General features: G+C 54.8%; 13 protein-coding genes. 10 read left to right on the forward strand and 3 right to left on the reverse strand.

Going from position 1 to position 14,822, the window contains the following annotated elements; genetic code table 11:
- Positions 1–150 precede the first annotated feature (150 nt).
- The 5 genes from AABZ39_11505 (at position 151) to AABZ39_11525 (ending at position 7,804) form a co-directional block, all read left to right on the forward strand.
- Entirely contained in the window at positions 151–2,391 is a 2,241-nt protein-coding gene (locus AABZ39_11505; GenBank protein MEK6795398.1) for a glycosyl hydrolase family 28-related protein, read from the forward strand.
- Positions 2,388–4,790: a glycosyl hydrolase family 28-related protein gene (locus AABZ39_11510; GenBank protein ID MEK6795399.1), complete on the forward strand. Its 2,403-nt coding sequence runs from the start codon at positions 2,388–2,390 to the stop codon at positions 4,788–4,790. The genes AABZ39_11505 and AABZ39_11510 overlap by 4 nt, the downstream gene beginning before the upstream one ends.
- A gap of 84 nt (positions 4,791–4,874) precedes the next feature.
- On the forward strand, positions 4,875–5,870 hold the full coding sequence (locus AABZ39_11515; GenBank protein ID MEK6795400.1) for an ABC transporter permease: 996 nt from the start codon (positions 4,875–4,877) through the stop codon (positions 5,868–5,870).
- Between the two features lie 17 nt (positions 5,871–5,887).
- On the forward strand, positions 5,888–6,532 hold the full coding sequence (gene hypB, locus AABZ39_11520) for a hydrogenase nickel incorporation protein HypB (protein ID MEK6795401.1): 645 nt from the start codon (positions 5,888–5,890) through the stop codon (positions 6,530–6,532).
- Between the two features lie 21 nt (positions 6,533–6,553).
- Positions 6,554–7,804 carry a glycoside hydrolase family 3 N-terminal domain-containing protein gene (locus tag AABZ39_11525; GenBank protein MEK6795402.1) on the forward strand — a complete coding sequence of 417 codons (1,251 nt, stop codon included), beginning with the start codon at positions 6,554–6,556 and terminating at the stop codon, positions 7,802–7,804.
- A 32-nt stretch (positions 7,805–7,836) separates the two neighbouring features.
- Here the strand turns inward: AABZ39_11525 and AABZ39_11530 are convergent, their stop codons facing one another.
- Positions 7,837–8,613: a hypothetical protein gene (locus AABZ39_11530; protein ID MEK6795403.1), complete on the reverse strand. Its 777-nt coding sequence runs from the start codon at positions 8,611–8,613 to the stop codon at positions 7,837–7,839.
- Between the two features lie 356 nt (positions 8,614–8,969).
- On the opposite strand from AABZ39_11530, the gene AABZ39_11535 reads away from it, so the two are divergent.
- The 5 genes from AABZ39_11535 (at position 8,970) to AABZ39_11555 (ending at position 13,351) form a co-directional block, all read left to right on the forward strand.
- Positions 8,970–10,067: a sugar kinase gene (locus AABZ39_11535; GenBank protein MEK6795404.1), complete on the forward strand. Its 1,098-nt coding sequence runs from the start codon at positions 8,970–8,972 to the stop codon at positions 10,065–10,067.
- 45 nt (positions 10,068–10,112) lie between these two features.
- Positions 10,113–11,120 carry an LEA type 2 family protein gene (locus tag AABZ39_11540; protein ID MEK6795405.1) on the forward strand — a complete coding sequence of 336 codons (1,008 nt, stop codon included), beginning with the start codon at positions 10,113–10,115 and terminating at the stop codon, positions 11,118–11,120.
- Positions 11,121–11,439: 319 nt separating this feature from the next.
- Complete coding sequence (locus tag AABZ39_11545; protein ID MEK6795406.1) at positions 11,440–12,051, forward strand: hypothetical protein; 612 nt, start codon at positions 11,440–11,442, stop codon at positions 12,049–12,051.
- On the forward strand, positions 12,048–12,845 hold the full coding sequence (locus tag AABZ39_11550; protein MEK6795407.1) for a YoaP domain-containing protein: 798 nt from the start codon (positions 12,048–12,050) through the stop codon (positions 12,843–12,845). Before AABZ39_11545 ends, AABZ39_11550 begins: the two co-directional genes overlap by 4 nt.
- Positions 12,846–12,904: 59 nt before the next feature.
- Complete coding sequence (locus tag AABZ39_11555; GenBank protein ID MEK6795408.1) at positions 12,905–13,351, forward strand: hypothetical protein; 447 nt, start codon at positions 12,905–12,907, stop codon at positions 13,349–13,351.
- A gap of 195 nt (positions 13,352–13,546) precedes the next feature.
- Here the strand turns inward: AABZ39_11555 and AABZ39_11560 are convergent, their stop codons facing one another.
- Positions 13,547–14,104: an epoxyqueuosine reductase QueH gene (locus AABZ39_11560; protein ID MEK6795409.1), complete on the reverse strand. Its 558-nt coding sequence runs from the start codon at positions 14,102–14,104 to the stop codon at positions 13,547–13,549.
- Between the two features lie 3 nt (positions 14,105–14,107).
- Positions 14,108–14,800 carry a hypothetical protein gene (locus AABZ39_11565; protein ID MEK6795410.1) on the reverse strand — a complete coding sequence of 231 codons (693 nt, stop codon included), beginning with the start codon at positions 14,798–14,800 and terminating at the stop codon, positions 14,108–14,110.
- Positions 14,801–14,822: the final 22 nt, after the last annotated feature.

Genomic DNA, 14,822 nt, shown 5'->3' on the forward strand with positions numbered 1-14,822 from the left:
TGACGAATTCAGTATACTCGAAAAGCATGGGAAGCGCAACAAGCGCACGACAATAACGTGCCACGCCGTCCATCTTTTCTGTCAAACAATACATTGACTCAGGCGAGCACCTTGGCATATACTGAACTATCGAACGGCGAGGAGACGCACATGAGAATTCGGCTCAACGGAATTATCGCAGCCCTTATCGCAGCGTGCGCTTCCGCCCAGACAATTCCCTCCGACTACGTCATCGACACGGTACGCACACCGCTTGCCGACGGCATGCGTCTCGATCTGCCGACCGAGCATATGGGGAACCGTACGCTTGCTGAGATGGGATATGTGGACGTAACAGCCGCCCCGTTCGATGCCGATCCGAGCGGAAAGACCGATGCAACGAAAGCCCTCCAATATGCCATCGAATATGCCTGTACGAACCATATGGCATGTTTCTTCCCCTCCGGGACGTATCTCGTATCCGACACACTCACCTGCACAGCCCCCATGTATCGCCGGCAGAACGGCAAGACCACCGGCAGCGCGCGCAATGCCCCGAATATTCTCCTCGGTTCCAGAGCAGGAAAAGGTCGTGCGGTGATAAAACTCGCAGCGTCATCCCCTCGTTTCGGCGACCCGGAAAAGCCGGCATACGTCGTGTATTTCTGGACACGTTCCCTGGAAGGGCTCGACAGGGAATACAAGCCATCCGGGAATATATCAATGTCCCAGATTTTTGTCGGCATCGATATCGTCATCGGTGAGAACAATCCGGGTGCGGTCGGGATCCGTCACCGTGCGGCGCAGGGCTCGAGCATTCAGGACATCACCGTCGATGCGACGCATGGCCTCAAAGGCCTTGAAGCCGGTGCGGGCAGCGGCGGCAGTCACCACCGCATCACCGTCATCGGCGGAGACATTGGCGCCGATTACACCGAGGCGCAGCCGGCACCGACGGTAAGCGGATTCAGATTCATCGGCCAGCGCAAGCATGCGATAGTATACAGCGGCATGGAAACACTTTGCCTCGTCGGATGTTCGATGCAGAGCAGCGGCCACGGCCCGCTCATCGTCGGCAAGGCGCTGAACAAGTCGGCTGCGGAAGGGCTCATCACTGCGGTCGACTGTGTTCTATCGTTCGACAGCGCCGACAACACCACGGCAGTGGATACCGAACGAAGCATCTATCTGAAGAACGTTTACGTGAAGAACGCCGCGCGCATCGCCGTATCGCAGGCATCATCGATACCGGGGAAAAGCGGATGGATGCATGTAAAGGAGCTCGCTCTCGCCGTTGATACCGAAGCACATGGAAAAAAATATGTGACCGCACCTGTCATCGACGGAACAACGCAGGAAAGGATCGTCGATACTGCGGACGGCACACCGCCGGACGACATCGTCTCCCGCCATTATTGGAAGGATTCGCCCACGTGGGAACATCCGGATGCCGTGAACATGAAAAAGCTCGGCGCTGTCGGCGACGGCAAGACCGACGATACGGCCGTCATTCAAAAAGCGGTCGAAGGCCATGAGATACTCTTCTTCCCGCGCGGCGTATACCGCATCACACGCACGATAACCCTCAGACCGCGGACAAAGCTCATCGGTGTTTCCGAGCAGCACTCCATCATCGCGGCGACCATGGACTCGCCGTACTTCAGCGATACGCACAACACGAAACCGCTCATTGCGACAGCGGACACTTCCGACGCGGATACGCACATCGCCTTCATCGGGACATATTCCCCGGAGGAACTTACCGGCGCGTTCGACCTGCTCTGGCGTTCAGGGGGCACATCAGTGGTGCGCTCCTATCACGGCCATCACCGGCCATGGAACGGATACGGCTACAGCGGAAAACCGATAGCAGGCGATGAGTACATCGGCGCATACCTTGTCATTACCGGTCATGGCGGGGGCAAGTGGTTCAATTGGTATGCGGAAGGTCATGGCATGGTCTGGGGCAGGGAAGAACAGGACCAGCGTTTCCGTCAGGTGCTCATCTCGAATGCCGCATCGCCCTCGTTCTATCAATTCAATCCGGAGGGCTCGGAAAGCGCCGCACGTGTTGAAATAGTCGGTTCGAAAGCAGTGAACATTTACGGCCTGAAAAGCGAAGGCAATCATTCCGTGCTCTGGGCGCATGATACGGGGAGCGTACACCTATTCGGCTACGGCGGGAACGGCACCGCCCTGAGCGGCTCGTCAATATTCCGGTTCGAGAACGTCGACACCATCATCGTCGCCAACGCCATGCCGCGTCCGGCAAAGGCGGGGCAAAAGCTCCTCGGCAATTCGGTCACACAAGACCCGTCTACATGGCAGCTTATCATCGATCGATACAACGGGAATGACGGCGGTACCAAACCGCTTGAACGGCCTGTCGTGTACCGGAGGGTGAAACTATGAGCGATAGGATATTCAGTTCGATCATCAGGGCATGCATGATCCTGTGCACGACAGCCGTCATTTTCGGCGACGATGCGTTCCCCGAAGATTTGATCAGCAGGATGAAAAAGATCAATAAGTTATCCGATACCATACTGCTGCAATATATCCGCTACATCTATCCGCCGGTAAAACATCCTATAACCGGCGCACTCATCGGGTCGGAGGAGATGTTCCTCACCGACGTCCCCGCCGAGCTCGGCGATCAGAAACTCGCGACACGGGGGTATGTGGATATCACCGCCGCTCCGTTCAATGCGGATGTGTCCGGTTCCGCCGATGCCACAAAGGCGATACAGGATGCCGTTAACTTTGCGCGCGATCATCAGATGGCATGCTATTTCCCCGCGGGGACATACCGTATATCCGATACGGTAGAATGTCTGCAGAAAATAACCGTACGGGAGAACGGCAGGATATCGGGCGGCGATGCCGTCCCCTGCATACTTATCGGGGCTTCCGGAAAACGGCCGCGGTTATTCCTCGCACCGAATTCGCCGGGGTTCACCGATCCGAACAACAGAAAGATCATACTGCATGTTGTCAATTGCAACACCGCTTTGGAAATAAAACCCGAGCTCGGACCGCTCCATCCGCAGGCGAACATCAGTTTCAATCAGATGGTCCGCGGCATAGACATAGTCATCGGCGAGGGGAATGCCGGCGCCATCGGGGTGCGCATGCAGGCGGCAGAGGGGTCGTCCATACAGGACATGACCATCGATGCAACGCACGGCCATACGGGCATGCAGGGAGCCGCAGGGAGCGGCGGGGCGCATCACAACATGACCGTCATCGGCGGACGCGTGGGTATAGACACGCGCGGCTTCCCGCCGCAATTTGAAACGAACAGTTTCGGCACGCAGCCGGGCCCGACGATGAGCCGTGTAACTCTTATCGGACAGACCGAAACGCCGGCCATCGTATATTCGACCGGCCCCTTCACCGCGGCCGGATGGCATATCCGAACATCGTGCGACGTCGCCATCAGAGTATTGAACAATACCGGGCAGTATTATTTCAGCCAGATGAATCTCATCGACAGCATCATCGAATTCTCCTCGCCGGGCACGGTCGCCGAGGCATCGCAGGGGCTGTATATGCGCGATGTATTCGCGAGCAATACGGCACGCATTCACGAAGGCGTTGATGGAAGAACGCAATGGGCGCACATTTCAGAATACGCCGCCCCCGGAAAAGCAACGCAATACAAGGGAAAAAATAGCGTTCACGACATTGAACAGCCGGTATTCATGAACGGTAAAAAGCAGACCGCACCCTTCATCGGCGGCATCGATGGCCGGTCACCGCCGAAGGACCTATGCACGCAGCACGGCTGGGGTGACCAATTCCCGTCACCGGAAATGAAAGAAGCGGCGAACGTCAGGGAACGATACGGCGCGGCAGGCGATGGGCGCACCGACGACACGAAAGCCCTGCAGAAAGCAGTCGATGAGAATGACATCGTATTCCTGCCGAAAGGGCTCTATCGCGTTTCCGATACAATCCGCCTCAAGTCAGGGACAAAATTGATCGGCGTACACCACACGCTTTCACTCATCGTCGCGTATGATCCGTTCGGCGCTCTCGCGGAGAACGGTCCAAAACCAATCGTCGACACGCCGGACGATGCGAACGCTGACACTGTCATCGCCTTCGTCGGCATACGTGTGATGAAATGGTGCGATACCGCCCGCGCGAAGGGAATGGACCATACCGCACCGTTCTATGCGCTCCGTTGGCGCACGGGCGAACGCTCCATGGTACGTTCGCCGTGGATACACCGCGCGTTCAGCGGCATTTCCTTCGCGGGAACGCATATCAATACAGGAAGGACGAACCTCACATGGAAACACCCCTTCATTCTCATCGAGGGAAACGGCGGCGGTAAATGGTATAACTTTTTTTCTCAAGGGGTCGCATACAGCGATACGCCCGATTTCCGCATCATGCAGATATCCGGCACAAAGAACCGGCTTTCATTTTATCATTACCATGCACAGCATTCGGAAGGCGATTTCCAATGCGGTATTACCGGCTCAAAAAACGTGAACTTCTACGGCGTAAAGACCGAATGCGAAACGGCATTCATGCGCATTGCCGATTCAAGCGCGGTGCATATTTTCGGCCATGCAGGCTGGGGCTCGGCGCTTCCCGGACTCGGGCTCTACACGTTCTCCGGGGGGTCGGACATCCTGCTAAGCTGCTTCGGAAGCTTTATACGAGATGACGGCACCGGCGAAAAGGTGCCATGGCGGAAATTCACGAGAACGCCGTTCAATGAATGGCATCCCGTAGTCGATGACCATACGCAGTTCAAGATGCCGCCGACCGAGCGCGCAGTACTGTATAAAAGGTAATGCCATGAAACAGCCGCACACCGTGGACGAACGATAGAACGTCAATTTTGCATTTTCCGGCAACGGGATATATACTGTCCGCCGATGAAGAACCGTTTCCTCGCATACATCGGCAAGCGCCTCATTCAGGCAGCAGCGACCTTTATCGGCATCATCACCATCGTATTCTTCGTGATGCATCTCATACCGGCTGACCCCATACAGATGCAGAGCGGCGGCGCCATGGCGAAGAACCTTGACCGCTCGGTGGTCGAATCGGTACGCAAGCTCTACGGGCTCGATAAGCCGCTTCACATCCAATACGCCATGTGGCTCAAGCAATTCTTCACCTTCGATTTCGGCCGATCCATCCATGACGACCGCCCGGTGATAGTGAAGATAGGCGAGGCCTTGCCGGTGACGCTTGCGCTCAACATCCTTTCCATCATCGCCGCGCTCATCATCGCCATACCGATAGGCGTCCTCAATGCCATGCGCGACAACGGGATATTCGACCGCGTATCGAACATCATACTCCTCGTTCTCTACGCCCTCCCTACCCCCCTGGTGGCGCTTTCGCTCATCAGTATCGCCAGCATACAGCTCAATATCTTCCCGCTCACCGGCCTCGTGTCCGATGACTATGCGCTCCTCTCGTTCCCGGAGCAGCTCCTCGACATGTTCTGGCATCTCACGCTCCCGCTCATCTGCTACACCTACGGCTCGCTCGCCTTCATCACGCGGCTCATACGGGCGAGCATGCTCGATACGTTAAGCCGTGATTTCATAAAGACCGCGTATGCGAAGGGGCTCTCCGAACGCGCGGTGATGCTCCGCCATGCGCTGCGCAATTCCATCATGCCGGTGGTAACGATATTCTCCACGCTCCTCCCCTCGCTCATCGGCGGTTCGGTCATCGTCGAGAAAATATTCTCGATACCGGGCATGGGATATCTCATGTTCGAATCGATACGCATGTTCGATTACCCGGTCATCATGACGGTACTCTCGTTCTCCGCCTTCCTCACGCTCATAAACATCCTCATCGTCGATATTTCGTACGTATTCATCAATCCGCGCGTGAGCTTTGAGAACACCTGACGCGAAAAGGAAGCCCCATGGCAGAAAAAATAGCCGTCATGCGCGATGTGCGCGCGGAGAACAACGCTATCGCCGAACGCATTCGGAGCGAACACACCGCCCGCGGCGTATTCATCATCGATGTGCTCGGTGCTCCCGGCGTGGGGAAGACTTCCGTCATACGTGAGATCGCGAAACGCATGACGCGGACGGTCACCGTCATCGAGGGCGATATCGAAGGAAATATCGACACCGTAGCGCTCAACGCGCTCTCCATCGACGCGTTCCAGATAAACACGCACGGCGGCTGCCATCTCGATGCGAAGATGATGGAGAAAGCGTTCCGCGATCACCCGGTAAAGGATGATTCGATAGTATTCATCGAGAACGTCGGCAATCTTGTCTGTCCCGCCGGCTGGTTCATCGGCGAGCACATGAAGCTTCTCATCGTCTCATCGGCCGACGGCAGCGACAAACCGTACAAATATCCGCGCGCCTTCGAGCGAGCAGCAGGCGTCGTTGTCAACAAATCCGATCTGCTGCCGTATGTCGACTTCGACCGCGAGTATTTCATGAACGGCGTACTCGCCTTGAACAAGGATGCGGTAGTGTTCGAGGTGACAGCTAAGACAGGGGTCGATCTCGATTTTCTGGCCGCATGGGTGGCGAAGAAAGCAAAGTAAGCGGTTTCGCCGGGGGGATAGATGTTCATTGCAAGAGCACTATCACTATTATTCCTATCGTTCTCACTTATCATCATCCGCTCCGATCACCGTCATATCGACTACGACGATATCGATCGGTTCATTGCACAGATGAGCGTGCGCGAGAAGATCGATCAGCTCCTCATCCCCTTCGCAAGCTACACGACCGAAGCGTTCGGCGGGTTCATCTTCATGGGCGATCATTTCAACGGCACCGTGTTCTCCGATGTGAAAGCCGCCATGTCGTTCGCGCCGCCTCACGCGAAGCCGTTCCTCTTCGTCGACCAGGAGGGCGGGCGCGTTGACCGGCTTGGGCGCATGTTCGGCACCGAATTCCCCGCGCCGAAGGACATTCGCACCCTGCCCCGTGAACGGCGTATCGCCGAGGGAAGAAGGATAGCCGCTGCGCTCTCGAAGGCGGGGCTCAATGCGCTCCTGGGTCCCGCGCTCGATATCGGCACACGGGATAATCTCATGGAGATATCGGGCCGCTGCTACGGACGCGACGCGGATGAAGTGCGGACGACCGCAGGTGATATCATCGCCGGTTTACGGGAGAAGCGCGGGATACTCCTCTTCGCGAAACACTTCCCGGGATATATCGCACGCGAGAACAGCGATGCCGACATTGTGTCGAACGATGCGAGCCCTGACGCCGTCGCCCGCTGCGCGGAACTCTTCTTCGACACGAACATCGCCCCCCATATCGCCGGATTCATGGTGAACAACATCTGGTACCGCAACTGCGGGGATGCCATCGGCATTTTCAATCGCGCGATAATCCGATATGCCAGACGCAATGCGCCGGACAAGCTCATCATCACCGACGATCTCTACAGCTCCTCATCGCTCTACTCACGGCCGATACGCAAGCACGCATATCTATCGTACATCAGCAATCGCTACATCGCGGCGGGACTTCCGCTGCCTGACATACTGCAGAACGATTACACTGCCATCACGAACGAATTCCCCTCCGCCGCGTTCAGGGATGAATGCAGAAGCAATTTCTGCCGGGAGATAGGCCTCGTGGCGCTCCGTGCCTTCAACGCCGGCTGCGACATGCTCATGATAAGCGATTATCGCGGCGTGCATCTCGTGCGTGCGGCGTTCGGGGACGCGCTCAGGAAAGACCCCGCCATGCTTCGCGTTATCGACGAGCGCATCCGCCGCATATTGATCATAAAAAAACGAAATGGGTTGTTCACGCCGTATCGCATGTATCTGGCGGCACCGGCGACCGCCATGTAATGCCGTGCCTATCGTTCCCTCTCGAGCATTGTCTATCGTCTTCGAACGGCTTTTGGACGCATAAGAACATAGATGATACATGCGCAGATCAGAACGACAGCGCCGACGGTCATGACCATGACGGGCATGAGAACGGGATGATCGCCCGAGCGTTTTATCACGATGCCGACAAGGGCCCAGACTACGACCAGCGCATATGCCGCATCACGCCGCGTCAGGAGCATCGCAATGGTAATGGCGAGCGCGGCCGCTGTCACCGCGACCGTCCAGAATACCGGCGAGAGCCCGAACCCGTTCCAGCCGGCATGCACAAGAAGCGCCGTCACATTCGCGATCGTCGCTACCGTTATCCAGCCGAGGTAAACGCTCACCGGCAGATGGATAAGCCATCGCTCAAGCATCGTGACCTTCTGCCTGCCGATGCCAAGCCGAATATATATCGTGATGAGCGAAATAAGGAGTATCAGCATGAGAAGCAGTGATGCGAGCACCTTCTGATAATGCCAAGCAAATATCCAGCCGATATTGGCGGCCGATGACAAAATGAAATAGATCCCGATGGTATCGACAGAAGCGTTCCTGCGCTTCCCGAAACCCTTGAGCTGATAGACCGAGAACAACAGCAGGAGCAGGTAAATGACGCCCCAGATGGCGAATGTCAGGCCGGCCGGCACGAAGAGGTTCGGATAGCTGTCTGAAAGCGCACCGGTAGTCCGGTTGTTGATCGGCAGTATGTTCGCAAGCACGTTCACGGTCACCATCGCCGCGAACGAAAGCACGTTGATGATCTGCAGGACTCGTGTCTTCATATGCACCGCTCCTCGTTCCGTTAGCAGATATTCGATCGATCGCAGACAGCCAACGGACGTGTTTCAGTATACTCCGCTCGGCATGCACGTCAATAGAGGATAGGCCGACCCAAACACCACGTAAGAAAAAAATAAAACCACGGAGGACACAGAGAATGCGATGGAGAACATAGAGAATAGTATGGCAGGATTCATCTTAGGGGTAAAAATACAAACTGCCTTCTACGCATTCTCGGCCTTATCTCCGTGACCTGTGGTTTCTCTTCATTAACTTAGCGAGTATATGGGGCCGATATTCGCCTTGAAAACCAACACCCTTGTGATATAGTACGATGCACATCGCAAGGAGTTCTCACATGCCGCTGTCCATAAAACCGAAATCGCAATGCAAATGGGACGAGGTCTCGCTCGGTGAGATAATGATACGCCTGGACCCCGGCGATACGCGCATCAGAACGGCACGTGAATTCAAGGTATGGGAAGGCGGCGGCGAGTACAATGTCGCGCGGGGGCTCAAGCGCTGCTTTAAGCTCGAGACCTCCGGCGTCACCGCGATACCGGAGAACGATGTGGGCTACCTCCTCCTCGATCTCATCTGCCAGGGAGGTGTCGATACATCGCATATCCAATGGGTGAAATTCGACGGTGTCGGGCGCAATACCCGCGTGGGCCTTAATTTCACCGAACGCGGTTTCGGCGTTCGTGCGGCGCTCGGCGTATCCGACCGCGGCTTAAGCGCGGCATCGCAGCTTAAGGTCGGCGACATCGACTGGAATGCGATATTCAAGACCGAAGGGGCGCGCTGGTTCCACTGCGGCGGCATCTTTGCTGCGCTGTCCGCGACCACCGCGGATGTCACCATTGAAGCGATGAAGGCTGCGAAAGCGAACGGCACCGTCGTAAGCTATGATCTCAATTACCGTGAGTCGCTCTGGAAATCCATCGGCGGCAAGGCGAAGGCGCAGGAAGTGAACCGCGAGATAGCGAAGTACGTCGATGTCATGATAGGAAATGAAGAGGATTTCACCGCCTCGCTCGGATTCGAGGTGGAGGGCGTGGATGAGAACATCACCGGACTCAATGCCAGTGCGTTCAAGAATATGATAGAGAAAGCGGTGAAGGCGTACCCGAATTTCAAAGCGGTAGCGACGACGCTCCGCGAAGTGAAGAGCGCCACCGTCAATGACTGGGCAGCCGTTCTCTGGTACGACGGGAAATTCCATGAATCGCGGAAATTCACCGCGCTCGAAATATATGATCGCGTCGGCGGCGGCGACAGCTTCGCCTCGGGACTCGCCTACGGTTTCCTCGCCGGCAAGGATGCCCACTATGCCGTTGACTGCGGAGCTGCGCATGGTGCACTTGCGATGACCACACCGGGCGATACGTCTATGGCGAGCCTCGCCGAGGTTGAGAAAGCAATGAAGGGCGGCAGTGCGCGCGTTCAGCGCTGAACGATACAAAATATTTCACATAATGCGAGGTGGGACATGATCTTCATGAGATGGTTCGTATCGATAGCGCTGGCGGCCGTATGCGCTTCTTGCTTCGGCTGGGAAATGCCCAAGCTTAACAAGATCGCCGAGGCGGCGCCGAAACCGACAGCGACCATGGAGCGCTTCGACATCAAACAGATATCGCTCAGGGATATCACGTTCACCTTCGATGTGGCGGTACATAACCCCTACCCTGTGGCCCTTACGCTCGACGGCGTGGACCTCGACCTTTCTGTTGAAAAGCAGCCGCTCTTTAAGACGACGACATCAAAGGGATTCTCTGTCGCCGCAAAGGGAAAGCAGACATCGTCATTCGATGTGACGCTCACCTATGGATCCATCATGAAGATCATCGCCGATTATTCCGCGCGCGATTATCTCGTCTGCGATATCGATGCGCTCGTGAAGATACCCCTCCCCAAAGTGATAGCAGGACTTCCCCCGTCGGTTAATCTCCCGTTCAAACTTTCGCAGAAGATACCGGCGATAAAACCGAAAGTATCCATAGCGAATTTTGCCGTTACCATGCCGACGGAAAGCGATGTACGCGCCGCGCTTACGGAAAGCACCTCAGCGCAGCTGAAAGCTGTCGATGCGAAAAAAGCGCAGGGCATGTTCGCTTCCCTATTGTCCGGCAAGCCGGTCGCCGCACCCGTTATTAAACCCGCGGACATCGATCTTAAGATAAAAGTGCTCTTCGATATCGTGCTCGAGAATCAGGCAAAAGCCCCGATAGATTTCAGTTCGCTTTCATTCCAATTCTTCATCAATTCGAACGCCATGGTCGCGGGCGAGACATCGTCAATAGAAAAACGGGGAAATACCATCGTCATGCACGTGGTCAATGAGTTCAGTTCAAAAAGCCTTTCGACGAGCGTGTTAAGCGTATTTAAAAGCGGCACCGGGGCATTCACCGTTACCGGGAGCACAACAATGGACCTCCCGCCGGCGGTGCTGTCGCATCCGGTGAAGCTTTCCTTCAGCGAGAACGGCTCCTTCAAGGTGCGGTAACAGCACTATCAATGTCCTTTCGGCATTGATAATGCTCCCGCCCGTGTTGCGGGATATTCTCTGGGCATTGATAGCCGTTCCCTTTACCAGCCCCGTCACACAATGACATTCCGCCTGAATTCACTTATATTCTATTGCCAACGATTACGTCGAACATCTTCCTACTAGAATATATTGGGGGATACTATTTTTGTCTGCATATCCTTGACAAAGCAACGGATATGCAGACAAAAATAAACAAACCTGACATACCGTTGTCACAGCCCTGAAGTATGATATACTCAGACCATACCGATACCGCATGGATAAGGAGTTTCATATGAGAATGTTCATTTCACTGTCCGGGCTCTTGGCCGCTTTCATAGTAAGCTGCGGTCCGAATCCCGCTGAATACAAAAGCCGTGCTCAGCCGCGTATCGTCGAAAAAGCCGATCAATACATTCTCGAAGCGCCTTTCAACGGCAAGCCGAAAGTGTGCGTCGGCGAAGGTTTCGGTGCGCTTTTCAGCGCTTATTTTTCCATGAAGGGCGTGCCCAAGGGTCCGGGAATGCCTGCACCTGCCGCGCGATACGAGGACTTCGGCGAACTGCCCATTGGCAAAAAACAGATGGAAATGTATCTCGACAGCGTTATCTGGAAAGGCGTTGTCGGCATAAGCGTCCCGGCAGCAGTAACGAATGTTCCGCAGGTAAAAGGGGCAACACAACCGCGACTTACGACCTGGAAATACGGTACGGTGGCGGAGGTAGTGCATTTTGGACCATACGAGGACGAAGCGCCGATAATAGACAACCTAAAAAAGTTCATTGCTTCGAAGGGATATCGCATAGCGGGGCTTCATGAGGAAGAATACATCAAAGGCCCGGGCCTGCCGTTCGTATCGCCCAAGGATTACATTACGGTAATTCGATATCAGGTCAGAAAAAAATGAGCTCATCGAAGGATGTTTCTATAATTTCTTTAAAACCGGACACGATAGGAACATACGGTGTGTGCGGATACAAGGACGGTGCGAAGCATCCAGCTGTCGGGAGAAAGATAGAATGGTTCTCCCGCTACTATCCGAAAGGGCTTCGCATGCTCGCTCTCATCTCTGCAAAGTCTGGGTATCAGGGAATGATAGAATACCTCCCGGGAAAACATGCCCATCGCCCCGTACGGGCGGACGGATTCATGTTCATTCACTGCATATTCACGGGTTTCCGCAAGGAATTCAAAGATAAGGGATTCGGTTCATCGCTCATTGAAGCATGTGAGAAGGATGCAAAACGTGAAGGCATGCATGGTGTCGCCGTGATTACTCGCCAGGGGCCGTTCATGTCGGGCCATGAGATATTCAAAGGCCGCGGTTATAAAAAAGCGGATACATCGCCGCCCGATTTTGAACTATGGTCTCTGTCATGGAATGCAAAGGCAGCCATGCCGTCATTTGCACCCGATCTGCCCTCGTGCCTTACACCGTACCGCAAAGGGCTCACGATATTCCGTTCACCGCAATGCCCTTACACGGAGCGTAATGTCCGTGAAATAATCGAAACTGCGAAGAATGATCTCGGCATACGTGCACGCATCATCGATATGGACGATGCAAAAGCCGCACAGGCATGCCCTTCGCCGTTCGGCACGTTCTGCATTGTCCATAACGGGGATATAATAACGCATCACCCGATAAGCGATACGCGGTTTAGGAATATCATGCGTGAACGGCAAGTGCACAGCATTTGACCATTATCAATTCTTCGGGTTCTTATCGGCAGCCGGATGAGACCGGCAGGAGTATTCGCATGAAAAAAATGGTGCTTGCAGTCATCGCTGCTGTTTTCGCTGTCGGATGCACGGCAAGGAACATTGTCGCCGATGATGTCGAAACGGTCACTATCGCCGCTTTTGTCGCGCAGGGGGAAAAATATCTTTCGAGACTGAAGGATGGCGGCAAGGGTGTCATCGTGCATATTCCGAGCGGAACATCCGTGCCTGTCGGTATTAACCTTTCCATGAAAGCGATCGAATTGAAGGCCGAACGGCCAAGCATCATTGTAAAGACGGATGTATACCTCTATCTGACCGCGCAGGGTATATTGATAAGCACGGATAAACGTTCATGGGCTCGCATTGAGGACAGCGCTCAGATGAAAGAGATATTCGGCATACAGAAGGGCTCGGTCAATGCAGGGCTCGCAGTGACAAAAGAGAAAGGCGCACAGATACAACTTGACATCAAAGCCGAGTGATCCGGCGATATCATTCGTTCAGTTCCATTACGATGACAGCAGCCGCACTCGTAGGATAATGTCTGTGACATCCTTTGCTCTGCACTACCACCGATCGGAATGCACCAAAGGATATAGAAGCATGAATATACTTACGATTTGCGGCACCAGCTCCCTCGGCTCGCGCATTGCTCGGAACAGTGATGGCGCCTTTTCTCAGGAGAACAAGCGTTCGGGCGGACCACATCGCATTGAATAACGACAGCCGCAGTAGTTCTGTCGATAGAACCCCTCCGCTCGCGATAACACCGATGCCTTTTTGAACCCGTCATTTTTCTTGAAATCGACGGGGATATACTCCACGCCGGAAGCAGCCGACACGTCAGCGCCGATGCGGTCAAGCATAGCCGTATCCTTATGCGGACTTATGCTCATCACGGTAGTAAATTCCGTCGCGCCGATACGCCCTGCATATTCCGCCGTTTTTGAAAGACGGAAACGGAAACAGCGTTCGCAGCGCCTGCCGCGCTCCGGTTCATTCTCATATCCGCGTATCGCTTCTTCCCACGCCGCCTCATCTCCGGCCTCTACGACGAAGCGCATGTCGGACCGTTCAGCAAAGCGCTTCACTTCGTCCCGGCGGCGTGCAAATTCCACGGCCGGATGAATGTTCGGATTGTAGAAGAAGAACACTGCATCATAGATACGATGCATGAGCGTATAGGGATAGACCGCACACGGGGCGCAGCAGGTATGGACCACGATACGCGCCATACCCTATTTCGACTTATATGCCTCAAGCGAGGATGTCAGCCGCTTGTCCGTGCCATCAACGCCGTCGTAGTAGACAAGGGCATGCGTTCCGGCCGCATCGTAATAAAAATCGTACTTTTGTTCAAGCTTGATGAACGCGAAACCTGCTGAGAGTTTCACGACATTCGCCGAATAAATCCCCGAACCGGTCTTCACCGGAACGTTTTTCCGCGCGACCCGCAGCACCGCATCGAAATACACACGCCCCTTCTCCACGCTGAAAATGAAGAAATCAGCGGACACATCCTTTCCCCACGGATAACCGCGGAACACTTCGGCGACCATGTACGCGCAGATAGTGTTGGGTCTGAGATCGAGCGTCTGCTCAAGAGGCTTTCCCTCGACAATGCCGTTAAACCGTATCTTCATCGCTGTCCAGTCGTATATGACGGTCTCAATGAGCTTTGCGCTTTCATACTTCCTGTGCTCGAGCGGTTTACCGGTTATCGTGAACGAATAGAGGTTCGCTTCGCTGCCGTTCGTATAGTAAATGCGGATAGTGTCGTTCGTACGGTACAGATATGAATACGCGGTCTCCGTCCCCTGCGCGGTGATGCGCTTGAATGCTCGATATTCGAATGAGGGCACCGATGACAGATCGATCTGAGAGAAAAGCATTCCCGATGCAAGAAAAAATACGATGATCATCCCGCGCATATGCGCCTCCTCAATGATGTAC

The organism is Spirochaetota bacterium (assembly GCA_038043445.1).
GTDB lineage: Bacteria > Spirochaetota > Brachyspiria > Brachyspirales > JACRPF01 > JBBTBY01.